22 protein-coding genes are annotated in these 21,682 nt (G+C 51.5%); 12 read left to right on the top strand and 10 right to left on the bottom strand.

Translation table 11 applies throughout. The features are described 5' to 3' along the window. Window positions 1-18 precede the first annotated feature (18 nt). Both FW415_RS20425 and FW415_RS20420 read right to left on the bottom strand, forming a co-directional pair. Window positions 19-2,016 carry a carboxypeptidase-like regulatory domain-containing protein gene (locus FW415_RS20425; protein WP_148388727.1) on the bottom strand — a complete coding sequence of 666 codons (1,998 nt, stop codon included), beginning with the start codon at window positions 2,014-2,016 and terminating at the stop codon, window positions 19-21. A gap of 108 nt (window positions 2,017-2,124) precedes the next feature. Beyond that, window positions 2,125-2,721, bottom strand: a complete 597-nt coding sequence (locus tag FW415_RS20420) for a hypothetical protein (protein WP_148388725.1) — start codon at window positions 2,719-2,721, stop codon at window positions 2,125-2,127. 213 nt (window positions 2,722-2,934) lie between these two features. On the opposite strand from FW415_RS20420, the gene FW415_RS20415 reads away from it, so the two are divergent. After that, window positions 2,935-3,153 carry a hypothetical protein gene (locus FW415_RS20415; RefSeq protein WP_148388723.1) on the top strand — a complete coding sequence of 73 codons (219 nt, stop codon included), beginning with the start codon at window positions 2,935-2,937 and terminating at the stop codon, window positions 3,151-3,153. 73 nt (window positions 3,154-3,226) lie between these two features. Here FW415_RS20415 and FW415_RS20410 read toward each other — a convergent pair whose 3' ends face one another. Together FW415_RS20410 and folK are read right to left on the bottom strand one after the other, a co-directional pair. After that, window positions 3,227-3,850 (bottom strand): deoxynucleoside kinase, encoded by a 624-nt coding sequence (locus FW415_RS20410; RefSeq protein ID WP_148388721.1) that lies wholly within the window; start codon window positions 3,848-3,850, stop codon window positions 3,227-3,229. A gap of 1 nt (window position 3,851) precedes the next feature. Beyond that, complete coding sequence (gene folK, locus FW415_RS20405) at window positions 3,852-4,346, bottom strand: 2-amino-4-hydroxy-6-hydroxymethyldihydropteridine diphosphokinase (RefSeq protein WP_148388719.1); 495 nt, start codon at window positions 4,344-4,346, stop codon at window positions 3,852-3,854. 134 nt (window positions 4,347-4,480) lie between these two features. On the opposite strand from folK, the gene sppA reads away from it, so the two are divergent. Beyond that, window positions 4,481-6,232, top strand: a complete 1,752-nt coding sequence (gene sppA, locus FW415_RS20400) for a signal peptide peptidase SppA (protein ID WP_148388717.1) — start codon at window positions 4,481-4,483, stop codon at window positions 6,230-6,232. A gap of 109 nt (window positions 6,233-6,341) precedes the next feature. On the opposite strand, the gene FW415_RS20395 is transcribed toward sppA, so the two are convergent. Further along, the gene (locus tag FW415_RS20395) at window positions 6,342-6,680 is read right to left on the bottom strand and encodes a hypothetical protein (RefSeq protein WP_148388715.1); all 339 of its coding nucleotides are present in this window, start codon (window positions 6,678-6,680) and stop codon (window positions 6,342-6,344) included. Window positions 6,681-6,914: 234 nt separating this feature from the next. Here FW415_RS20395 and FW415_RS20390 point away from each other — a divergent pair, with 234 nt between their 5' ends. The 5 genes from FW415_RS20390 (at window position 6,915) to FW415_RS20370 (ending at window position 10,940) form a co-directional block, all read left to right on the top strand. Beyond that, on the top strand, window positions 6,915-7,868 hold the full coding sequence (locus FW415_RS20390; protein WP_148388713.1) for a hypothetical protein: 954 nt from the start codon (window positions 6,915-6,917) through the stop codon (window positions 7,866-7,868). A 159-nt stretch (window positions 7,869-8,027) separates the two neighbouring features. Then, window positions 8,028-9,089 (top strand): ABC transporter permease, encoded by a 1,062-nt coding sequence (locus FW415_RS20385; protein WP_246858820.1) that lies wholly within the window; start codon window positions 8,028-8,030, stop codon window positions 9,087-9,089. Window positions 9,090-9,145: 56 nt separating this feature from the next. Further along, on the top strand, window positions 9,146-9,718 hold the full coding sequence (locus FW415_RS20380; protein ID WP_148388708.1) for an SRPBCC family protein: 573 nt from the start codon (window positions 9,146-9,148) through the stop codon (window positions 9,716-9,718). Window positions 9,719-9,809: 91 nt separating this feature from the next. After that, entirely contained in the window at window positions 9,810-10,358 is a 549-nt protein-coding gene (locus tag FW415_RS20375; protein WP_148388706.1) for an SRPBCC family protein, read from the top strand. A gap of 84 nt (window positions 10,359-10,442) precedes the next feature. Beyond that, the gene (locus FW415_RS20370) at window positions 10,443-10,940 is read left to right on the top strand and encodes a DUF2911 domain-containing protein (protein WP_148388704.1); all 498 of its coding nucleotides are present in this window, start codon (window positions 10,443-10,445) and stop codon (window positions 10,938-10,940) included. Between the two features lie 69 nt (window positions 10,941-11,009). Here FW415_RS20370 and bioA read toward each other — a convergent pair whose 3' ends face one another. Next, window positions 11,010-12,296, bottom strand: coding sequence for an adenosylmethionine--8-amino-7-oxononanoate transaminase (gene bioA / locus FW415_RS20365; protein WP_148388703.1), 1,287 nt, complete (start codon window positions 12,294-12,296; stop codon window positions 11,010-11,012). Window positions 12,297-12,454: 158 nt separating this feature from the next. On the opposite strand from bioA, the gene FW415_RS20360 reads away from it, so the two are divergent. Genes FW415_RS20360 through FW415_RS20350 form a run of 3 tightly spaced genes read left to right on the top strand, consistent with a single transcriptional unit; the run spans window position 12,455 to window position 13,878 of the window. Then, window positions 12,455-12,754: a GNAT family N-acetyltransferase gene (locus FW415_RS20360; RefSeq protein WP_148388701.1), complete on the top strand. Its 300-nt coding sequence runs from the start codon at window positions 12,455-12,457 to the stop codon at window positions 12,752-12,754. A 15-nt stretch (window positions 12,755-12,769) separates the two neighbouring features. After that, window positions 12,770-13,138 carry a hypothetical protein gene (locus tag FW415_RS20355; protein ID WP_148388699.1) on the top strand — a complete coding sequence of 123 codons (369 nt, stop codon included), beginning with the start codon at window positions 12,770-12,772 and terminating at the stop codon, window positions 13,136-13,138. 32 nt (window positions 13,139-13,170) lie between these two features. After that, window positions 13,171-13,878 (top strand): DNA alkylation repair protein, encoded by a 708-nt coding sequence (locus FW415_RS20350; protein ID WP_148388697.1) that lies wholly within the window; start codon window positions 13,171-13,173, stop codon window positions 13,876-13,878. 192 nt (window positions 13,879-14,070) lie between these two features. Here the strand turns inward: FW415_RS20350 and FW415_RS20345 are convergent, their stop codons facing one another. The 3 genes from FW415_RS20345 to map are packed head-to-tail and all read right to left on the bottom strand — an operon-like array spanning window position 14,071 to window position 16,963. Then, the gene (locus FW415_RS20345) at window positions 14,071-14,940 is read right to left on the bottom strand and encodes an aldose 1-epimerase family protein (protein WP_148388695.1); all 870 of its coding nucleotides are present in this window, start codon (window positions 14,938-14,940) and stop codon (window positions 14,071-14,073) included. 9 nt (window positions 14,941-14,949) lie between these two features. Then, entirely contained in the window at window positions 14,950-16,137 is a 1,188-nt protein-coding gene (locus tag FW415_RS20340; protein WP_148388693.1) for a heparan-alpha-glucosaminide N-acetyltransferase domain-containing protein, read from the bottom strand. Between the two features lie 58 nt (window positions 16,138-16,195). After that, window positions 16,196-16,963, bottom strand: coding sequence for a type I methionyl aminopeptidase (gene map, locus FW415_RS20335; protein ID WP_148388691.1), 768 nt, complete (start codon window positions 16,961-16,963; stop codon window positions 16,196-16,198). A 53-nt stretch (window positions 16,964-17,016) separates the two neighbouring features. Between map and pepE the strand changes: the two genes are divergently transcribed. Both pepE and FW415_RS20325 read left to right on the top strand, forming a co-directional pair. Further along, entirely contained in the window at window positions 17,017-17,712 is a 696-nt protein-coding gene (pepE, locus tag FW415_RS20330) for a dipeptidase PepE (protein WP_148388689.1), read from the top strand. A gap of 170 nt (window positions 17,713-17,882) precedes the next feature. Continuing rightward, entirely contained in the window at window positions 17,883-20,882 is a 3,000-nt protein-coding gene (locus FW415_RS20325) for an ATP-binding protein (RefSeq protein WP_148388687.1), read from the top strand. On the opposite strand, the gene FW415_RS20320 is transcribed toward FW415_RS20325, so the two are convergent. Further along, window positions 20,879-21,517: a response regulator transcription factor gene (locus FW415_RS20320; protein ID WP_148388685.1), complete on the bottom strand. Its 639-nt coding sequence runs from the start codon at window positions 21,515-21,517 to the stop codon at window positions 20,879-20,881. The two genes, FW415_RS20325 and FW415_RS20320, sit on opposite strands and share 4 nt — an antisense overlap. Window positions 21,518-21,682: the final 165 nt, after the last annotated feature.

The raw sequence follows: 21,682 nt of genomic DNA, 5'->3' as shown, positions 1-21,682 counted from the left end.
CATCGTACAGGAATTTCATCAAAATAAACTCAAACCAATTTGCCATCCTGCCCAAAAGCCTTGCCCGGCCAATAATCCGGCGTCTTTAAAATCATCGCTGAATGTAAGAGCGGGACCGGCATGAAGGGAAAACCAGCGTTTCAGTCGCAAATGAAGTTGTGGTTGAAATCTGTAAATATCTCCGAGTGACTTCCACCCTGAAGAAAATATATGTTGCTGCAATATTTCCGTGGTGATCGCGAAGCGTTCCGACAAATGGAAGGCACGGCCTATCCCCAGTCCGAGGGCATGCCGTTCCTCATCAGGATCATACCCGCCTGACAGCATGGTGTAGAACTGGCTGCGCCCGCTTTTGAACGCAAGGTTGAGCGGCATGATGTCATTGGCAGCCAGTGATAACTTGTAATAACCACCTTTCCGGGCAATATTGACCAGTCCGATGCCGTAACCTGATGAGGTGTCAGATATGTTCACAACGCCAATCTGCGTTCCCTTCAGCCAGCCGGCAATATTCACCACGCCCAATTGCAGCCCCTGTGTGGTGCCGCCGCTGCGGTTGCCCAGCGGTGCTATTTGTACGCCGTTAAGACTGTCCCCTGTGTTGTTGGCCAGACCGGCCAGCTGCATACCCTTCATGGGATGGTGGCTGTGATTGAATACGCCGGCGATGTTCGCGCCAACAGTGCTGCTTCGGTTAAAATTTGCAGCTCCGGCGATCTGAAGGCCGGTAACATCGCCGGAAACAATATTGGCAAACCCTGCCGCCTGAGCGCCGGTCATATGGCCATGTACATGATTGATCAGTCCCGCTGCCTGCGCACCGCCGGCATTCCCGCTAACATGATTTCCCAGGCCGGCAGCCTGAACGCCATGCAGACTGTCTTTCACGGTATTGGCAAGCCCGGCGAATTGCGCGCCTGCGGCCTTTCCTCCGGCGCGATTGAGCAATCCCCCGGCCTGTATGCCGGTAACATCTCCACCGGCGCGGTTGAGCACGCCGGCCAGCTGCGCGCCGGTTACGGTATCATTGGCGGTATTAAGGATGCCTGCGGCCTGCACACCGCTGACGGACCGCATGACCTGGTTGACACCTCCTGCGGCCTGCCCGCCCTTCATACTGCCGCCAACGACATTGAAAATACCGGCTGCCTGTACATACTGCACATCCTTTTTATTGATATTGAACCCGCCGGCAAACTCTACGCCGTTCAATCCGGCGGAATAACCGCCGACAAGGTTTACGGATACCTTATTGACCACCTGCCCGGCCATTTTCCCGTGTGAGCCAACAGAGGGAACGAGGGACGACTGAAACGGCTTGTTGGCAAAGAACCGGGAAATGTTCTGGGTTTGCCTTCTCAGCCCTTCTGAAAGCAGGCGTTTGCCGATCCATGTTTTGTCCACCTGGTCGGAAACCGTGAATTCCCGCAACATCACAGGTTTTGCGGGTGCGATCGTTACGGATATCTCGCGGTCGAACCCCGGCATGACGTAAAGCGCGGTGTCCATATACAATTCCTTGCTGACGGTCAGCTGAACGGAAGGCATGCGCCCTCTGTCCTTCAGCCGGAGGTGAAAATATCCTGAACCGTCGGTGAAGGTGGAGTAGAGGGTTGCACGTTCGTAAATACTGGCATTGGAAATAGCCTGCCCGTTCTCGCGGTCCCGCACATATCCGCTGATGGAATAATGTCTTTCACGGTAGCCGTCGGCCTGCTGCAGAATGATGTTATCGCCCGATTCAATGTATTGCATGCGGTAATCGAACAGGATGTCCAGCACCTGCCGGACGCTTTTCTGTATGACGGTGATGGTCACGAGGCTGTCTTTCCGGAATGGGGTACCAACGTAGGAGAAGTGCAGCCTGCCCTGGCGGGATAGTTGCTGCAATACGGTGTCTACCGGTTGTTTGCTGACCTTTATGGAAACGGTTTTGCTGAGCGGCTGTTGTGCATACAGGCCGGGGGCGGACAATATACCGGATGTGACAAGGAGGATGCGGACGATGCTTTTCAATACAGCGGAGCGTTTGTACATGGCGGACGCCGGGACAGTCTTTTCAGATCCCGGCGGCCAAAATTAGGGCAAAACGATTAAAAGGTGGCGGTGGTTTGGTACGAACGGTCAGAACAGCCCGGCTTTGATGCCGAGGTGGAAGGCCGGGGCGCTGAGTTTGGCATCCGTGATGCCTGCACCGGAGCTGGTTCCGAAGGTCTGCCGCCATGAGCCGCCTGCGGTAATGCGCAGGTAATGGGTAATGTTCATTTCTGCATTGATGAATGGCTCTGCTACGGCAAACCCGCTGGAAACATGCACGTCGTCACGGCCTTTGCGGTATTCCGTGCGCTGAGATACGCCACCGCCACCCAGCAGGGCCCCGGCAGACCAATGGAAGAGCTTGTCCGAATTGAATACATATTCCGCTATCGCACCGGTGTACCATACATTCCAGTTCCGGTCCTCCTGCTGCGGTACTTTGATACGGTTGGCCAGGGAATACCCTGCGGCGCCCAGCAATATCTTCTTGTTGAGGAATACGCCGCCATAACCTCCTGTCATGACCGCAAATTTGCCATCTATAGCAGTGATCTTTCCCTGGGCGTTCCCGTATGCGCCGAAGCTGGAGGGTTTACCTGTCCGGCTGGTCAGGGTTTCGATATGTTGTGCCTTTGCGAATTGGCTGAGCAGCAATACTGCGCAGACCAGCATGATCTGTTTCATGATATTTCTTTTTTGTGGTTTCTGCATATATGACGGAGAAATGCCGGGGTACCCCAAAGGGGAGGGAAATATTTTTTTGCCTTTTGTAAGGATAAATGAACAGAATGAACAGAAGGGATTAAAAATGAACAAAATGGTATGCTGGAGATTAGGCAACAATCATTAAATTCAAAATTATTAACCTCAACTATTTCTTCACCCATTTAATCTGTCATGATGCAAAACAATCTGGAAAAACAATTTGGCTGTGAAGCCCTGAGCGCGCAGGAACTGAAAGAAATTCAGGGCGGCGGATATGTTAGTGACCTGCTCACTGTTGTGAAAGCCGGCTACTTCCTGACCAAGGGATTTGTGATGACTGCGCCGCTTGTGGGCCCGCTGGCCTCCTCACTGTTAACCTCTTTTGTAGATCCGGTAGTGATCGCCGCCTGATCGGGAGGTGTAATTGCAAAGAGAAAAGGTGACGGGATTCCCCGCCACCTTTTTATATTACCGGAATGATAGTTCAAAGGTAGGTCAACCCGGTTGGATGCTCCTTGTCCAGCGCCGCCAGCAAGCTCCTGAAATCCTCTTCGCTGCGGAGAAAATCCGTTTTGGTCGTATCTATTACCAATGTCCGCAGAGGGTGCTGACGGATGAAATGCATATACATCTCATGTACTTTATGGAGGTACGCATCCGGTATCTGTTGCTCGTAGGAGCGGTTGCGTTTTTTGATGTTCTTTTGCAGCAGGTCCACCGGCGCGTTCAGGAATATGAGTATATCCGGCTGGGCCAGCTGGGGGTTGATGATATCGAACAGTTTCTGATATAGCGAGAATTCATCATCTTTCAGGTTCATTTTGGCGAACAGCAGGCTTTTGACAAAAAGGTAATCACTGATGGTATATTGGGCGAAGAGATCTCGTGTGGCCAGCATTTCCTTCAGTTGTTTGTAACGTTCCGCCATGAAGAAGAGCTCCAGGGGAAAAGCATACTGATCGGGCTGTGCGTAAAATTTGGGGAGAAAGGGGTTGTCTGCAAAGCCTTCCAGGATAAGCCGGGCGCCGAGATGTTCCGCCAGTTTGTTGGCAAGAGTGGTTTTTCCCGCGCCGATATTGCCTTCTATGGTAATAAAACGATATAACATCTTAATGGGCTGCTGCAACAAATTTATGTACGGGCAGTGGGTCCGGACAGGCTTCCAGTAACTGGTTAACAGTGAGTTGCAGGATGGGATGCATCCAGTCCGGAGCGATCTCATTCAGTGGCGCCAGTACAAAACGGCGGTTTTGCATCTGCGGGTGCGGCACTTTCAGCCGGGGGAGGGTAATAACTTCCTGGTTAAAGAAGATCAGATCGATGTCGATCACCCTGGCGCCCCATTTCTGGCGGCGCACCCTGCCGATCTCCTTTTCCGTGTCCAGCAACAGTTCCAGCAAAACCGGAGCCTCCAGTTCCGTTTCCAGCCGCAGGGCCTGGTTAAGGTAATCGGGTTGGTCCACTTCCCCCCAGGGCGCCGTCTCGTACAGCGCGGATTCCGCCGCGATACGGCCGGCCCGGGCAGCGATCAGCAAAGCCGCCTGCTGCAGGTATTTCGGCCGGTCACCGATATTGCCACCTATAAGTAATATTGCAGTATTCATGTATTTAGACGGCCCAAAAGTAGCCATATTCCTTATTTTTGGAAAATAATTCGCATTTCGGAAAACAGCCGGGTTGATTTAACACGGCTTTACATCCGCCGGCAGCTCACCAGTATATAAACTAATCAAATAACATGCGCAGTTTTCTCAAGTTTTTCTTTGCTTCCTTTGTGGCCCTTATTGTTTTTTCCATCATCGGGTTCTTTTTTATGTTGATGATGATCGCCCGGATGACCACTGCTGATAAAGTGGTTATCGGCACCAATGCGGTGCTGGTGGTAGACATCAGTCAGACGTTCAATGAGCAGCGGACCAATGATCCGTTACTCGGGTACTTCAGCGGTGCCCCCGGCCAGGTACCCGGACTGTATGACGCCGTCCGCCTCATCAAAAAAGCCGGTAAAGACGATAACATTAAAGGCATCTACCTGAAAACAGACGGCAACGGCAACGGTTATGCCTCCAGCGAAGAGCTGTACAAAGCCCTTCTGGAGTTCAGGGAAAGCAAAAAATTCGTGTATGCATATGCGGAGGGTATGCCGCAAGGCGCTTACAGTATAGCTGTAGCAGCAGATAAAATATATCTGAACCCCAAAGGCTCCATTGACTTTTCCGGGTACTCCCTGACGATGATGTACTTCAAAGGCACACTGGAGAAACTGGACATACAGCCGCAGATATTCTATAACGGTAAATTCAAAAGCGCTACCGAACCGCTGCGGGAAACGAAGATGACGGAAGCCAACCGCATCCAGACCACCGCCTTCCTGAATGAGCTGTACGGCAACTTTCTGCAGAAAGTATCCAGGGCAAGAGGAATAGATACGGCGATGCTGCATCAATACGCCAATGAGGGGAACATCCAGTTCCCGGAAGATGCATTGCAGTATAAACTGGTAGATGGACTGAAGTATGATGATCAGGTAATGGATGAGATCAAGCGCAGCCTGAACCTGAAAAATGATGAAAAGGTGAATTTTGTGTCCCTCAGCCGGTACAACAAGGCCGAAGGTTTTTCGGATACGAGGGGCAATCTGGCGTTGATCTACGCTCAGGGAGACATCATTGACGGCAGCAGCCCTAACGGCGATATGATCGCGAGTGAAGATTATATCAAGATCATCCGTGAAGCACGTCAGGATAAGGATATCAGGGCCATCGTGCTCCGGGTGAACTCCCCCGGCGGCAGTGCCCTGGCTTCGGAAGGCATCTGGCGGGAACTGACGTTGGCCCGCAAAAGCAAGCCGGTGATCGTATCTATGGGCAACTACGCCGCATCCGGCGGATATTATATCTCCTGTATGGCGGATTCCGTTTTTGCAGAGCCCACTACGTTGACCGGTTCCATAGGCGTATTTGCGGTGCTGCCCAATATGCAGGGCTTCTTCAATAACAAACTCGGCATCACGTTCGATAATGTGAAAACCGGACAATATGCAGATCTCGGCGCGGCTTATCGCCCATTGACGGATAAGGAAAAGACGATCATACAACGAATGGTGGACAGCATTTATGTGACTTTTAAAGACCGTGTAATGGACGGCCGGAAGTTAAGCGCCGCGGTAGTGGACAGTATTTCGCAAGGCAGGGTGTGGACTGGCCTGCAGGCGCAGCGGCTGGGACTGGTAGACCGTCTTGGTGGCATTTCAGATGCCGTGGCCTGCGCGTCCCGCATGGCCAATTTGCCGGAGACCAACATTGTTGCTTACCCGAAACCGGTCCATCCATACGAGAAGATACTCAAGACCCTGGGTGGCGAGATCCGCAGCAGCATGGTAAAAGAGGAGCTGGGAGAGCACTATCGTTTCTACCAGGTATTGAAAACCCTGAAACGTATGACTAACGGAGTGCAGGCCAGACTGCCCGGAGACTTCATCATACAATAATGCCGGACAGCGGCCTTATCGCATATCAGCAAAAGTGAAAAGTATCCGTACTTTTCACTTTTGCTTTTTTCGGACTGTTTTGCAGCTGTATTTTTTGCCCTGCCGCTGATCATCCTTCCCCTGTGTACACAGGGTCACGCTCATCGCTGGTCATGCGGATCACATGGTTATGGTTTTCGTCCACGATCTGTTGTGCCTGCAGGCGCAGACGCCGCAACCCGTCTGCCAGCGCTTCCATGCTTTTTTCCGCTGTCGCGGCTATCTCGTTGTGCTGGCGGATGACGAGAGACAGCCTTTTGATGTGCTCATTCACTACATTACAAATGATCTGCGATGCACTGAACGCTTCAAATTCCTGTAAAGAAACGAGGATGTTGTCGTAACAGGCACACATTTTTTCAAGCCCGTTATTTTCTTTCATTGCGGTGGGGGATTGTTGTTCGTTCATACCCAGTTCAGATTTTGCAGTTGCGCCGTACTATGCGGCAATTCGGTTGATTTGGCTATTACTGGCTTTTAGCCCAGCAGTATTTCATGCCCGCAACATAATAAATCCCCTAAATCCACTGATTTTTAATTTGTTAATCGCCGGTTAAAAAAAAATCTGCGAAACCAGGTAACAAAACTTCCGGTCTGCTGATATATCTCCAAACACACGATCCTTAAACTAAAACAGTATCTCATGAAAACGCAGAAATTATTAGCAGTGATGGCAGCCGGGGCTTTTTGTTTTTACGCCTGTAAAAAGAATGATGCACCTCCGCCGGAAGATCAGATCAGCAATACCCGTGATTTCATAGAAAAGGCCGGCCCCCAAGTGCAGTCCTTCACCTTTTCCACAGCCGACCTGCCGAAAACTGTTACACTTAAAGGCGGGGTAAAGATCACGTTCCCTGCCGGTGCATTCACAAAGAACGGCGTGGAAGTAACGGGCAATCTCACGGTGGAGGCCATGGAATTGCTGAAACGCAGCCAGTTGGTGCTTGGTGGTGTGAATACCAATCATATCTCCGGGATGCCGCTGCAATCCGACGGTTCTTTTTTCCTTGACGTAAAGAGTGGTGGGCAGAGTGTGGATGCGGTCCTGAAAGAGCCGCTCCGTATAGAAATACCAACGGAGCGTGACGGGTTTACGCAATTGTGGGTAGGTGCGGACACCGTACAGGGGGATCAGTTCGCATGGCAGAATCCCCGTCAGGGCGCACAAAGAGAGGTAAAGGCAGAGGGTATGGCATTTGTTTTCGATTTTGGAGAACTGGGATGGGTGAATTGCGATATTTTCTGGAGCATGAGCAATCCCAAAACGACCGTTAAAGTGAGCGTTCCCAATAATCCCGGTACCATGGCCAATTTCCGGGCAATGAGCGGAGAAACCTATGTATTCTTTATCGCAAAAGGAGATAATGTGGTGGCGCAATTATATACACCGGATGGTGAAAACCAGGTAAAGAGTTATGACAATGCAATGCCGGTGGGTGCGGAAGGCAGGCTGATCGCTTTCAGCATCAAGGACGGAAAATTTTATTTCGCCAAAAAGGATATCACGATCTCGGAAGACCAGGTGGAAGCGCTGACCCTCGCTGAAACCACGGAGAGCACTGTACAGGCTGAGATCACAGCGCTCGACGGCTTTTAAATTTCTCTCAGGTACAAGCAACAAAGCCTCCCGGCCGCCCAGCGCCGCGGGGGCTTTTTCATTTACGCCATCGCCGGTAGTTGTTTATTCGCTTATGAATGCTAGTTTTACACCCTTTAATGCAAACGTATGGCAGTTAAGTATAATCAGTGGAGGGCCATGTTGGCGATCACAAAGGCGAGCATCCGCGGCATGTTCCGCAGTCCTTCTGCGGTGGTGTTCAGTTTCGCTTTTCCGCTGGTGTTTATACTGGTGTTCGGTTTTATCGGCGGGAGGGGCGTTTCCGCCAGGATCGGCATTGACGAAGCTTCGGACACCCTTAATCCTGTTTATCGTGCCCTGGTGACCAGCGGCAACCTGCGCATCGCCAACGGGGTTTCGCAGGCGGAAATGGAAGACGAGCTGCGAAAAGGCCGTCTGACGGCCATTGTGAAGATCGACACGGCGAACGCTGTTCCCAGGTACAATATCCACATAAAGACCTCTTCCGCCAGCGGGGAAAGTGCCGGCATCCTGTTCAATGTACTGAACGCCCACATCAATCAGTTGAACGACGTGGAATATCCCCGTCCTTCCGTTGCCCGGATAATGCCGGAAGTAGTACCGGGCAGGGAATACAAGGCGATAGACTTCATATTGCCCGGTCAGCTGGGCTTTTCCCTGTTGAGCGCTGCCGTTTTCGGCACGGCATTCCTGTTTTTCAGCCTGCGGCAGACGCTGGTGCTGAAACGTTTCTTCGCCACACCGGTCAGCCGGATGTACATTATCCTCGGAGAGGCGATCAGCCGCCTGCTGTTCCAGTCCATCGGCGCGGTGATCATTATCGGTATCGGTTATTTCCTGTTCGGTTTCACGCTGGTGAACGGGTTTATGACTTTCCTGGAAATGTGGCTCCTGTGTTTGTTCGGGCTGATCATTTTCATGGGCTTTGGCTTTGTGGTCAGCGGTATTGCCAAAACAGAAAGCACGATCCCGCCGCTGGCCAACATCGTTACGCTGCCGCAGTTTCTGCTGGCAGGCACTTTCTTCTCTATTGACGTATTCCCGGCATGGTTGCAGCCCATCTGCAGGGTGATGCCGCTTACCTATCTCAATGATGCCCTCCGCAAGGTGGCCTTTGAAGGTTTGCATATCTGGAATGTGTGGCCGCAGCTGCTGGTGATGGTCATCTGGGGAGTGGTGGTGTACGCGGTTGCCATCAAGGTATTCCGCTGGGAATAAATGCTGGAAAATTCCCGGAATAGGCGTATCTTTTGTATTCCCTTAAACTATTCCTTATGCAACAAGCCATGTTCGTTATTTTAGGGGCTTTGGCAGTGTTGGTGCTGGGTACGTTTATCCTTTCACTCTTTCTGCCATCCCGTGTTCGTATTGAGCGCAGCCTTTTCATACAGGCGCCTGTCACCCGGATCTTTATGCTGGTGAATGCGTTGCGCAACTGGCCTCAATGGTCGCCCTGGCACGGAAAAGATCCGCAAATGAAGGTAGAGTTCTCCGAAAAGGACGCCGGAAAAGGCGCCTGGTACCGCTGGAAAAGCCGTCGCCGCAAGGTGGGGAAGGGCAGTCTGGTGATCACGGAATCCAGGGTCAATGAATATATTGCCAATGATATGTATCTGATGCAGCAGCATAGCTCAAAAAGCTATTTCCGCTTTGAGCAGGCGGCGGATGGCACCCGGGTCACCTGGTGCCTGGAAACGGAAGTAGGGCGTAATCCCATGCGCAGGCTGATGCGCAGAAAAATGCATAAATGGGTAGGGAGCGATTTCGAAAGAGGGTTGCACAATCTGAAAAGGGTCTGCGAAAAGTTCAGGGGAAACACGCAGGAACATTTTACCGCGGGAGCATAGCGCCATGTTCAACCCTGCCGGATAGCGGAAATCCCTGCAAATGCTTTACTTTTATCCTTTACTTTGATCATTAAATTCTCCCTTCCCCGCTATGCGTGTGTTGAAAATGTTTCTGACGGCAGTGATCGTTTTAGGCCTGCTGATTTTCCTTTTGTCGCTTTTATTCCCTTCTGTAGCCCGGCTGGAAAGATCGGGGTCGATCGATGCTCCTGTTTCCACGGTATTTGCCCAGGTCAGTGACCTGAAAACCTGGCCGGCCTGGAACCCCTGGGACCCGGCCTACCGCACCGGCGGCGCCAGCATGCAGCAATATTCCGATCCCGCGGAGGGCAAAGGCGCCTGGTTTACCTGGAGCAACACCGCGGGCCGGACGGCTTCCGGAAGGGTAGAGATCGTACTGGCGGACCCTGAAAAAGGGATCACCTATAATATGACCCATCCGGCCATGAAGCCCGTAACAGGGGTCATTGAACTGAAACCCACGGCAGACGGAAAAGGCACGGCCATCCTTTGGCGGCTGGAAACGCAGGTGGGCATGGCGCCCTGGTGGAAACTCCGGGGCTTTCTGATGGATCGCATGTTCGGTGAGTCTATGGAAGAGGGTCTGAGCAAATTAAAGATGCTTTCCGAGAAGTATTAGGCGACTTTGTTACGAGTGGTACGGTAATTGTGCGGGGAAGAACGTAATTTTCCTTTTTCAACATAAAAACAAATCCTATTTTTTATGAAAAGCATGTTAATGGGCCTGGCCCTCATCTTTACAACGAGCGCAATATTTGCCCAGCAAGCTCCTCCTAAAAGTCCACGTGTCACTACAACCGGTGAAAACGTTGAAGTGTCCTACGGCCAGCCTTCCAAAAGAGGCCGTGTGATCTTCCCTGGCCTGGAAGCTTATGGAAAAGTATGGCGTACCGGTGCAAACAAATCTACCGACATCACTTTCAAGAAAGACGCCACCTTCGGCGGCACTAAAGTGAAAGCCGGCACCTATTCGCTGTTCACCATTCCCGGTGAAAAGGAGTGGACGGTGATCCTGAACAGTGTTACGGGGCAACCCGGTGCTGCCGAGTATGAGAAGAACAAAGACAAGAATGTAGCCGAAGTAAAGGTTCCGGCAGACAATAATGCTCCCGAAGCAGAAAAACTGACGTTCTCTTTCCCGAAAGGGCAAATGGTGATCCACTGGGATAAAACCCGCGTGACCGTGCCTTTGACCTTCTAGGCTGTAAACATTATTTAAAGGAAAGGGTTGTGCCGCAGCGGTACAGCCCTTTTTCGTAAGCCAGATATCTCATGCCCACTGTTTCCCGTACGCCTCCAGCATTGCCAGTATGCTCCCGTACACCTCGTCCAGCTGCTCGTCCGTGATACAATAGGGCGGCAGGATGTACAAAGTGTTGCCAAGGGGGCGGAGCATTATCCGTTTTTCCCGGAAAAAGCTGAAAAGGAAGCCCGCCAGTTCATTGGTATAGCTGTCGGTCTCACCCGTCACGATCTCGAACGCGAGGATGGTGCCAAGAGAGCGTACATTCTTCACTTCCGGATGGTAAGCCAGCGTTACGGCAAATGCCCGGTGCCTGGTGTTGATCCGCTGCCGGTTGGCGGCGCAGGACGGCTCCAGGAACAGGTCCAGGCTCGCCAGCGCGATGGCACAGGTCAGCGGGTTGGCGGTGTAGGAATGGCCGTGAAAGAGCGTTTTCAGCTTGTCGGTGGACAGGAAGGCGTTGTAGATGTCATTGGTGCAGGTGGTGACGCCCATGGCGATAGTGCCGCCGGTAAGGCCTTTTGACAGGCAGATGATGTCCGGCGGCGTTTGCACCTGGTCCATGGCAAAGTTGGTGCCGGTACGGCCGAATCCGGTCATGATCTCGTCCGCGATCAGCAGGATGTTATGTGTCCTGCAATGGGCCAGCAGCTCATCCAGCAACGCGGCATCGTACATCATCATTCCCCCCGAACCCAGTACCAGCGGTTCAAAAATGAAAGCGCCCGCCTCCGCGGCCAGGGTATCTATCTGTTCTTTCAGTCCGCCGATGTTTTCCGCGGTGGGCAGATCCAGGAAAACCACTTCAAACAGGAAATCATCAAAGGCTTTTGTAAAAACACTCCGTGCGCTGACGCTCATGGCCCCGAAAGTATCGCCATGGTAAGCGTTTTTGAAGGCCAGGATGCGGTGCCTGGACCGGCCTGTGTTCTTCCAGTACTGGATCGTCATTTTCAGCGCAACTTCCACAGCAGTGGACCCATTGTCCGAATAGAACAGCTTTCGCTGATTGCCGGGAAGTATGGGAAGGAGGCGCTCGGCCAGGGAAACAGCCGGTTCATGCGTATAACCGGCAAAAATGCAGTGATGCAGCTGTGCCGCCTGCGCCGCCAGTTTTGCCGTAATATGGGGGTGCGCATGCCCGTGGATATTGACCCACCAGCTGGATGTTGCATCCAGGTAGCGGTTCCCTTCCTCATCGAATAACAGTGCGCCTTCGCCGCGTACGATCCCCACCGGCGCCGGAGCCGTCTGCATCTGTGTGTAGGGATGCCAGATGACGGCGAGATCGCGTTCACTTAAACTCTTTTGCATGAGGCAAAAGTAAATGATGGAAACAAAACATACATGGAATTATGAATAATTCTGCGGCTGCAACCAATTTCGTAACTTTGTGTTTGTATAATACCGGCAGGGTATTTGGTCTGTGAAGAGTCAGCAGACGATCATCATTTTTAAAATCCAGGTTTTTTATGGAAACGAAGCAGTTGGAAATTGTAGATAATGAGCTTGCACGCCAGTTTGAGACGCGTGTGGACGGGCATCTCGCCAAAGTTGAATATATGATGGGGGCGGACAGGATATTTCTGACCCATACAGAAGTAGCTTCCGCGCTCGAAGGCAAGGGCATTGCATCAGCGCTTGTTGAGAAGGTGTTGCAGATCGTGGATGAAAGAAAGCTCAGGATGGTGCCCCTTTGCCCCTATGTGGCCACCTATCTCCGCCGTCATCCGGAATGGAAGCGCCTGCTGGCCCATGGCATCAATGTGTAGCAAAACCCTGTAGATATGCCCATAGATAATTTCGACGAGATCCACCGCCTTCACCAGGCATGGAAAAAAGATCTCCTGCTGAGTGAAAAGGAGATCAGATCACTCACGGAGGAACTGACGGAGCTCAGCAGCAAACCTATGCAGCAGGACCAGCTGATAAAGGTGGAGCATTTCCAGAATGCGCTTATCCGCCAGAAGGAAGTGGTCAATGACCAGTTGCAGCTCATTGTGAAGGCTGACAAGCTGATGTCCGAAAGTGAGGGCAGTCCCGCTGCGCTCACAACATTACATACCCGGCTGCAGGAAGATATGGATACGTTCGACCGGCTGTTCATCGAGCTGCGGGAAGAATTCAGGTCCTTCAAACAGCAGATGCCGGCATAATACCCGCCCGCCACCATCGTAAAGCCACATATATGCAACTCCCTGAAGTACTGGATGCGATCAGGTCTTACGGCAGCGCATCTACGAAAAACACCCTGATGAAACACGGCGCCGCCGAACCCGTTTATGGTGCGAAGGTGGCTGATCTCAAAATCCTTCAGAAGAAGATAAAAAAGGATGTGCCGCTTGCGCTGGCATTGTTCGACAGCGGTGTGTACGATGCGCGCTACCTCGCTGCACTGATCGCAGACGGCGCACAGATGACGGAAGCGCAGCTGCAGCATTGGGCGGAAACATCCAACAGCCAGGGTATCAGCGAATATTCCGTTCCCTGGGTAGCCGCAGAGCATCCGGAAGGCTGGGAACTTGCCCTGCGGTGGATAGATTCAGATAACGAACTGATCGCCGGCAGCGGCTGGAACACGCTCGGGGGCATCGTATCCATGAAAGCGGATGAGGAGCTGGACCTGCCGTTGATCAAAAAGTTGTTGCAGCGTATTGAGAAGACCATTCACAGCTCCCCGAACCGCGTACGTTATGTAATGAATGGATTTGTGATAGGAGTGGGGACCTATGTTGATGCCCTGCATGAACAGGCGGTAGCCGTTGCACGGAATATCGGCGCTGTATCTGTGGATATGAATGGTACAGCCTGCAAAGTGCCATTGGCTGAAGAATATATCAGCGCTGCACGCAACAGGCCGGGCGGTGTAAAGAAAAAGAAGACGATCCGCTGTTAAACGGGAACACCCATCGGAAGATGGGCGCCTGCATTTAATAACCAACCGTTCAACCGGCTACTGTCATTCACCGGATTGCTAGTGAGAGACTAATTTGTCAATTAGCCAATGCAAAGGTGCGGTTTATAACTGTAAGAGGATGTTAATACATGGTATAACGCATTCGCACAAACTCCTTTGAAATTGTTAATTTCAGAAAAGTAAAACCGACCATTGCCGGTGGAATATTTCTTCCGGTGAAAGTGGTACGATGCCTTCCTTCTCTTCCAGTTTTCCTGACGCATCTTCATGGTCAGCTACACCACACCAGGGTTCAATACATACGAAGTCCGCATGCTTTGCCGCCCAGATGCCCATGTATGGGAAACCTGCATAATGCAGCGTAAGCCCATGCGGTTTTTTCTCACTTTTGATGCTGATAGCGGTAGATGCCAGGTTTTTGAAGACCAGGGCGTCGTTATCGAAAAGTTCTTTTTTCAATGGCAGCTCCCGGGTATGTTCCAGGTAAGGTGTTGGTGTGCGGGACAGTTCTCCTGATGTGGAAAGCATCCATACATCTGCTGTTTCTGTCTCATTGAAATGCAGGGTATAATCTTCATACGTCATGCCTTCTTCCAGCGGTACTTTGAATGCGGGATGTGCGCCGATGGAAAAATACATGGTGTCATCGCCGGTATTCTGCACTTCATAGCTGACGGTCAGCGAAGCATCCTGCAGGGAATACCGGATATTCAGGCTGAAGGGAAAAGGGTAGTTCTTGCGCGTGGTCTGGCTGTCGCTAAGGTTGAGCGTAACCGCGCTTTCCGTATGCTCGATGACCTCAAATTCCATATCCCGCGCGAAGCCATGGCGGCTTAGCTGGTAAGGTTCGCCTTTGAAGGAATAGGTGTTGTTCTTCAGGTTGCCCACGATGGGGAACAACACGGGGCTTTTCTTTCCCCAGAAGGCCGGGTCGCCGCTCCAGAGATATTCCAGCTGATTGTCTTTCCGGATAATACTTTGCAGTTCAGCTCCTTTCGTGCTGATCTTTACCTGCAGGTATTCATTTGTTATGTTGATCATGTGGTAAAGTTACAGTTTCAGACGGATTCCCTGTTTACTGAGCAGTCCCGCGATCTGTATCATCAGTACGGCAAACAGCAGGGATTTTCCTATACCGATCGCCCCGCCCAGCATGATCGCCGGTAACGCTGCGCCGGTCATTCCCATGATAGCGTAAATGAAATAGGGGATGAGGTAGCAGAGCAGCGTATCTGAGCCGGCCGGTCCGATCACGCGGAACCAGTGCGCCTTCTGCTTCAGGTCGCCCAGCCAGTAGGTAAATACGAACAAGCCGATGGTGATGGCGCTGCAGATCAGCACCCAGCTAGGGGTAGCCCTGATCTTTGATATTTCGAATACCGGGCGCGTCAGGAATCCTGCCATCAGCAATACAGCGCCCAGTGCCGGCAATACGCCGGTCACCATTTTCCACTGTCCCGCTGCGCTGTAGCGCCGGAAGAGCTGGGATACCACTACGCCGCCCAACACCAGCGCGGGCATGGCGCCGTATGCAACAGGACCGAGGATGGTACTCAGCCAATGCGGATAAGTGAACAGCCGGCCATGCGTGGCCATGCTCAGCATAAGGCAGCACAGCCAGGCAACAACATTCACGGTAAAACGCCCTTTTCCGGCCACAAAGATCATGGCGCTGACAAAATAGGCCCAGCCGATCAGTCCGAGGATACCCCACCAGTGCGTACCAAAACGGGTTATCTCCGTTCCCTGCCCGCAACGGCAGATCCAGGCCAGCAGCAGCAGAATAATGATACCGGTGCCCTTCAGGATGTTCCGGGCCAGTGGGGACCAGGATGGGGGATATTGGTTCCAGATGAAAATAAAGGAGAGGCAGCTGAGGATGTTCCATACGCCGCGCGGAATGCCTGTGGCTTCCGCATGGAGGTTTTCCCCGTTGACGAGAAAAAGGCCCATCACCAGCAAAGCGACAGAACGCTCCAGCACATGCCGGAGCAACTGGCCGGTGGTATCGCCTTTTTTGATGCGGTTGGCAATGGCGTAAGGGATGCTCATCCCCACAATGAAAAGGAAAGCCGGAAAAACCGTGTCCGCCAGGCCCATGCCGTCTTCTTCCGCGGCAGTATGCTCCAGCCACAACGGAATGTCGTGGAGCGACCAGAGGTCGTTCACAAAGATCATCAGTAACATGGTAAGCGCACGGGTGATGTCGATGGCGGCAATGCGTTGGGTGGAGGTCATGCAACAGGGATTTGGGTCAAGATATCAAAAGAAATCAGCATTTTCCCCGCTTTATACCTCAGATAGCGGTCACCCCGTTCTCCCGGGTAAATATCAGCGGCTCGCCATCCGTGACCATAATGGTATGTTCGTGCTGGGCGGTATAGGCGCCCTTTTTGCCGGAGAGCGTCCAGCCGTCGCTGCCTTCGTAGGCCCAGTTGCCTTTGGTGGAAATGAATGTCTCAATGGCTACCACGGCATTCTTCCGGAAGCGTGACCTGTTGTATTTGTCATAATAGTTGGCGATGGAATGCGGTTCTTCATGCAGGCCTCTGCCGATGCCGTGGCCGGTGAGGTTCCGGATGACGGTGTAACCGCGTTTCCGCGCTTCCGTTTCAATGATCCCGCCTACCTGGGCTATGCGCACCCCGTCGCGGATATTGGCAATGGCGATCCGGAGAATATCGCTGGAGGCATTGACCAGTTGCTGGTGCTGATGGAGATCCCGCCCCAGCACAAATGATCCGCCATTGTCCGCCCAGAAACCATCCAGTTCGGCGGACACGTCCACATTCACCAGGTCTCCTTCCTGCAGGATAGTCTTTGCCGAAGGGATGCCATGGGCGATCTCGTTGTTCACACTGATACAGGTCCATCCCGGGAAGCCGTAAGTAAGTTTGGGGGCGGATTTGGCACCGAAACGCTCCAGCAGGGCGCGACCGTATTCATCCAGTTCAGCAGTGCTCATGCCTGGCCTGGCAAACTCGCGCATGCTTCTGAGTGTAACCGCAACGGCTTCGCTGGCTTGCTGCATACCCAGCAGTTCCGCCTGTGATGTGATTGACATGGCAATTGATTTAAAATTATCTGCAATATACGGATAAGTAATATTTTTGAGGCATGAAGCATATCGTTCTGGCCAGTACATCCACTTTACCGGGCGGTGAATACCTGGCCTACCTGCAACCTGTGATACAAAAGCTTTTCGAGGGTATCAGAGAGATCATATTTATTCCTTATGCACGGCCCGGCGGTATTTCTCATGATGATTATACTGCCCGTGCCGCATCTGCATTTGCTGGTGCGGGAATTGCCGTGAAAGGGCTGCATACCTTTGCCTCGCCGGTAGAGGCACTGCATCAGGCGGAAGGATTCTTTACGGGTGGCGGAAATACCTTCCTGCTGGTAAAACAGTTGCATGAACAGCAATTAATGGACGTGTTGAAAACAGCAGTGGAAAAAGGGACGCCTTACCTCGGCGCCAGCGCCGGCAGTAATATTGCCGGCATCAATATGCAAACGACCAATGATATGCCCATTGTTTATCCGCCGAGCTTCGTTACTATGGGACTGGTGCCTTTCAATCTCAACCCGCATTATCTTGATCCGGTTCCCGGCCTGCTGCATATGGGGGAAACCAGGGAAACCCGCATCAGGGAGTTTCATACCCAACAGGAGATCCCCGTTATCGGATTAAGGGAAGGAAGCTGGATCGAAGTGAATGGAAATACCATGTCCCTGCGCGGACCACTGAGGGCCAGGATTTTCAGGGCGGGAGAGGAGCCGGTAGAGCAGGAGCCGGGCCCGTTATTCTGAATGTGAAAAAAACATTAGGATTCCGAATCATCTATCATATATTTGCAATATAGTACATCTACTATACCCTATATGTGAAAGTATTATTGAATATGAAGCCGTATGCCGGCATATCACTAATGCGCTTCCCTATATAGAATGACACCGCGTAAGTAAGTGTTTGTTCAGGCATGAGAATGAAATTAACGGCTATCCTGCTGCTTTTCTGTGTACCTATTATTGTCCATGCCCATGAGGAGGACACAACGGGCTACCATATCCAGCATTTTACTGATGAGAACGGCTTGCCGCAAAACAGTGTGAAATTTATTGCACCCGACGGGGCGGGCTTTCTGTGGCTGGCTACCGAAAATGGGCTGGTGCGCTTTGAAGGCACCCGTTTCCGCAGTTTCGGCAACAGCCGCATTTCCTACATTTATCCGGGCAACGGCAGAAAAGGATTATTTGCGCGTACCGAAAAGCACCAGGTATTGTCCATAAAGAATGGATATGCTGAAGAATATAAAAAGGTCCCTGCCTCTCCGGATAAATATGAATACCTGGTTTATCATGATACCGTAGGTGTTTATCCTGTTACAGGGTTGCCGAATATATTTGCCGGCCTTATCAACTCGGAACGGTATGTGATCCCGATATCAGCGCAGGCATTTTTCCGGATCAGCCGGGATTCCATAGCTTACATACGCAAGGGAAACGTACAATATGCGTTTGCATACCGTAACCACAGTCCCTGGACCTTCTTCACCATTGGCCGGAAGTTATACCACATGCCCGCACCCGGAAAGTTTGTAACCTTCAACATGGATACGGTGCAGCAGGTTCCGGTGACGGGTGGGCTCAATGCGGCAAGGGGAACGAGCAGGCTTTACTGGAATTATGTGGCAGAGCAATTGTTCCTGTATCAGGACAAAAAATGCTATTATATGACCGTTTCGCCTGAAGGGGGAATGCAAACGAGAGAGATCGTAGGCCGGTTTGATTTCGACAGGAACAATATTATTTCTGTTTATTATGATGAGGAGCAGGAGCGGGTGTTCATGGGTAGCCGGTCTAAAGGATTGTACATCTACACCCGTAAACATTTCCATCCTTTTATTTCTCCCGATGAGCAGAATAATGTATTCTATGCGCAGGCGCCTTATGGCGATAGCGGGATAGTGACGGCTCAGGGTATTGTATTTGGCAGGAATGGGAGGGCGGAATACGTGGACCTGATGAAATCCAGGCATGCGCAGTGGGACCGGTACAGTATGCTGCGGGATGAACAGGGATGCTACTGGTATAAGAATAAATCGACGGTATATAGATATGATCCAAAGATCACGAAAGTGCTCTGGAGTTTTTCCTTTGAAAAAGATGAAGTTACCCAATTGTATCTCGGGTACAGCAACCGCCTGTGGATCGGAACAAAGAATGCAGGGCTTTATTCCCTCGATGCATCCGCGCCGGATCCTGTCCTGTACTCCGGAGATGTAAAGGATGCTTCCTTCATACTGCATGAAATCCCTGAATTGCTGTGGGTAGGTGGCGGCAAGGGGCTTGTAAGGATCCATCTCCCGTCCCGGCATATTGACACGCTTTCGGAATTCAACGACCGCTACATCCGCAGCCTCTTTATTCCGGCGAAGGATGAAGTATGGATCACCACTTATGACAGCGGTTTTTTCCTGTACCGGCAAAACAAGCTCATCTCACTGCCCAAAGACAAACTCGACTACCTCAATACGGCTCACTGCATTGCAGCAGATGACAGGGGTTTTTTCTGGATCCCGACCAATAAAGGGCTTTTTCAGGCAGCCAGAGCTGATCTGATGGCGTACGCGGAAGGCCGGCAGGACTATGTGTACTATCTCTATTATGCAAAAGAACACGGTTTTCTGACGAACGAGTTCAATGGAGGATGTCAGCCCTGTGCGCTCAAACTGCAGGATGGACGGATATCATTACCGGCTATGGAGGGCCTGGTGCAATTCTCTCCGGCAGACGTCAGGCCGGAGTTGCCGAAAGGGCCCTTGATCATAGACCAGGTTATGCTGGATAACCAGGCTATAGCCGTGGGCGATACGGTCAACCTCCCCAATCAGTTTCTGCGCCTGGCGCTGCATGTCAGCACCCCTTATTTTGGAGATGGATATAATGTACAGATGGACTATGCCCTGGTGGATGGAGCCGGGAAGGTCTGGTTACCGGTGGAAGATAAAGGCGTGATCTCATTCTCCGGAATGCACTCGGGCGAGTACAAACTCCATATCCGCAAGATCAACGGGTTCGGGCTTAATAATTATTCCGAGAAGATCATCACGCTGATCGTGCGTCCGGCATGGTTCGAAACGGCCTGGTTCAGAGTTGCTGCCATCTTTCTCCTGGGGTTGCTGATATTTGTATATGTACGCTGGCGTGTAAAATATATTCATCATAAAAACCAGATGCTTCAGCAACGTGTGGAGGAACGCACAAGGGAATTGCAGGAGACGCTCCTGTTCCTGCAGGCATCGGAACAGCAGCTGCACCGCAAGAGCCAGATGCAGCAACACCTTATCACCGCTATCACGCATGATATCAAAACCCCCATGAAGTACCTTTTGCTGTTGTCTTCCACAACAGCGCAGCAAGACCGGCGTTCGGGCGCCATGCATGAATCGGTCTACCGCATGTACCACCTGGTAGAGAACCTCATTCAGTACATGAAAATGCAGGTCATGGACAACCATGCTGCTATTCAGCATGTGGACCTGTATGAGCTGCTGGAGGAAAAAGCCGGTATTTTCCGTCCTATAGCCGAATCCAGAGCCATCAGGATATACAATAATACGAGCCCGGATCTGAAAGTGCCGGTAAACCGCCAGCTACTGGCCATAGTGGTCAATAATCTGCTGGATAATGCTGTAAAATATACTACGGCCGGTTATGTAGGTATGGCCGCATCCTGTGAGGATGGTGTGGTATCCATCAGGATATCCGATACCGGTATTGGAATGTCCCCGGAGATGCGGGACTGGATCAACGGGAATGGCCGGGAGCTGTCCGATGAAAAATGGTTGCTATCCATGCAGCAGGGCGTTGGTCTGATGATCGTGCTGGAACTTTTGCAGCAGATCAACGGAAAGCTGGTGGTACATGCCAATGAAGATGCCGGCACACGCATGGAGATATTGCTGCGTCTGAATTAACCCGGGGTGCTGTACATCTTTACTTTTTCCAGCAATTCCACAATATTGGAAATGCCCAGTTTTTCAAAGATGCGGGTCTTGTAAGTGCTGACGGTGGTGATCTGTAAATGCAGTGTTTCCGCAATTCTGGCGATCGGTACGCCTTTGGTAAGCAGGTTCATGACCTCTATTTCCCGTGGAGAGAGAGAGGATAAAGGATTGATGACAGGAGCGCGCTGGTTGTTCAGCATATTGAGCATCTGCTGCCGGGTAACGGCGCTCATATACTTTTCCTGTTTCAGCACGGTAAGGATAGCCAGCCTGATCTCTTCTTCCGGTGTGTACTTCATCAGGTATCCGTCCGCACCAGCTTGTATATAATTGATCGCGAACAACTGCTCGTCATATCCGGAGAAGATCAGCACCTTGATCTGCGGTTGCCGCAGTTTTACGGCATCTATCATCTGCAGGTTGTTTCCTCCCGGAATATTAATGTCAAGGATCAGTACGTCAAAAGATTGTTTTTCCAGCGAAGCGATCACCTGGTCAAAGGTTTCCGCCTCCGTGATCTTTACAGGAATGGATAATGTAGAAATGATATGCGAAACGCCCAGACGAACAATGGAATGGTCATCCGCAACAAGAATGCTTTTCATAGTATATGTTTGTTTGCTCACAGCTCTTCAGCCCGCCAAATCAAGGATAAACAAATGTAGTATATTTTGAACAGGATGTATATTCCGTTCCCGGCTTTTGATAAAAGTAGAATTTATACTACAGCCGCTACGTACTTATTCTATAAGCGCCCTGTCGTCCTTCAA

It is taken from the genome of Chitinophaga sp. XS-30, from assembly GCF_008086345.1.
Classification (GTDB): domain Bacteria; phylum Bacteroidota; class Bacteroidia; order Chitinophagales; family Chitinophagaceae; genus Chitinophaga.
The sequence above is the reverse complement of the archived record's forward strand: the minus strand, read 5'-3'. Positions and strand labels throughout refer to the sequence as shown.

What these genes read in the sequence shown, in the direction of transcription:
- FW415_RS20420 (WP_148388725.1), bottom strand. Translation starts at nt 2,721, where the DNA reads ATGAAACAGATCATGCTGGTCTGCGCAGTATTGCTGCTCAGCCAATTC.
- folK (WP_148388719.1), bottom strand. Translation starts at nt 4,346, where the DNA reads ATGAATACTGCAATATTACTTATAGGTGGCAATATCGGTGACCGGCCG.
- FW415_RS20390 (WP_148388713.1), top strand. Translation starts at nt 6,915, where the DNA reads ATGAAAACGCAGAAATTATTAGCAGTGATGGCAGCCGGGGCTTTTTGT.
- FW415_RS20395 (WP_148388715.1), bottom strand. Translation starts at nt 6,680, where the DNA reads ATGAACGAACAACAATCCCCCACCGCAATGAAAGAAAATAACGGGCTT.
- FW415_RS20375 (WP_148388706.1), top strand. Translation starts at nt 9,810, where the DNA reads ATGCGTGTGTTGAAAATGTTTCTGACGGCAGTGATCGTTTTAGGCCTG.
- FW415_RS20325 (WP_148388687.1), top strand. Translation starts at nt 17,883, where the DNA reads ATGAGAATGAAATTAACGGCTATCCTGCTGCTTTTCTGTGTACCTATT.
- pepE (WP_148388689.1), top strand. Translation starts at nt 17,017, where the DNA reads ATGAAGCATATCGTTCTGGCCAGTACATCCACTTTACCGGGCGGTGAA.
- FW415_RS20385 (WP_246858820.1), top strand. Translation starts at nt 8,028, where the DNA reads ATGTTGGCGATCACAAAGGCGAGCATCCGCGGCATGTTCCGCAGTCCT.
- FW415_RS20340 (WP_148388693.1), bottom strand. Translation starts at nt 16,137, where the DNA reads ATGACCTCCACCCAACGCATTGCCGCCATCGACATCACCCGTGCGCTT.
- map (WP_148388691.1), bottom strand. Translation starts at nt 16,963, where the DNA reads ATGTCAATCACATCACAGGCGGAACTGCTGGGTATGCAGCAAGCCAGC.
- FW415_RS20355 (WP_148388699.1), top strand. Translation starts at nt 12,770, where the DNA reads ATGCCCATAGATAATTTCGACGAGATCCACCGCCTTCACCAGGCATGG.
- FW415_RS20345 (WP_148388695.1), bottom strand. Translation starts at nt 14,940, where the DNA reads ATGATCAACATAACAAATGAATACCTGCAGGTAAAGATCAGCACGAAA.
- FW415_RS20320 (WP_148388685.1), bottom strand. Translation starts at nt 21,517, where the DNA reads ATGAAAAGCATTCTTGTTGCGGATGACCATTCCATTGTTCGTCTGGGC.
- FW415_RS20350 (WP_148388697.1), top strand. Translation starts at nt 13,171, where the DNA reads ATGCAACTCCCTGAAGTACTGGATGCGATCAGGTCTTACGGCAGCGCA.
- FW415_RS20410 (WP_148388721.1), bottom strand. Translation starts at nt 3,850, where the DNA reads ATGTTATATCGTTTTATTACCATAGAAGGCAATATCGGCGCGGGAAAA.
- bioA (WP_148388703.1), bottom strand. Translation starts at nt 12,296, where the DNA reads ATGCAAAAGAGTTTAAGTGAACGCGATCTCGCCGTCATCTGGCATCCC.
- sppA (WP_148388717.1), top strand. Translation starts at nt 4,481, where the DNA reads ATGCGCAGTTTTCTCAAGTTTTTCTTTGCTTCCTTTGTGGCCCTTATT.
- FW415_RS20380 (WP_148388708.1), top strand. Translation starts at nt 9,146, where the DNA reads ATGCAACAAGCCATGTTCGTTATTTTAGGGGCTTTGGCAGTGTTGGTG.
- FW415_RS20360 (WP_148388701.1), top strand. Translation starts at nt 12,455, where the DNA reads ATGGAAACGAAGCAGTTGGAAATTGTAGATAATGAGCTTGCACGCCAG.
- FW415_RS20370 (WP_148388704.1), top strand. Translation starts at nt 10,443, where the DNA reads ATGAAAAGCATGTTAATGGGCCTGGCCCTCATCTTTACAACGAGCGCA.
- FW415_RS20415 (WP_148388723.1), top strand. Translation starts at nt 2,935, where the DNA reads ATGATGCAAAACAATCTGGAAAAACAATTTGGCTGTGAAGCCCTGAGC.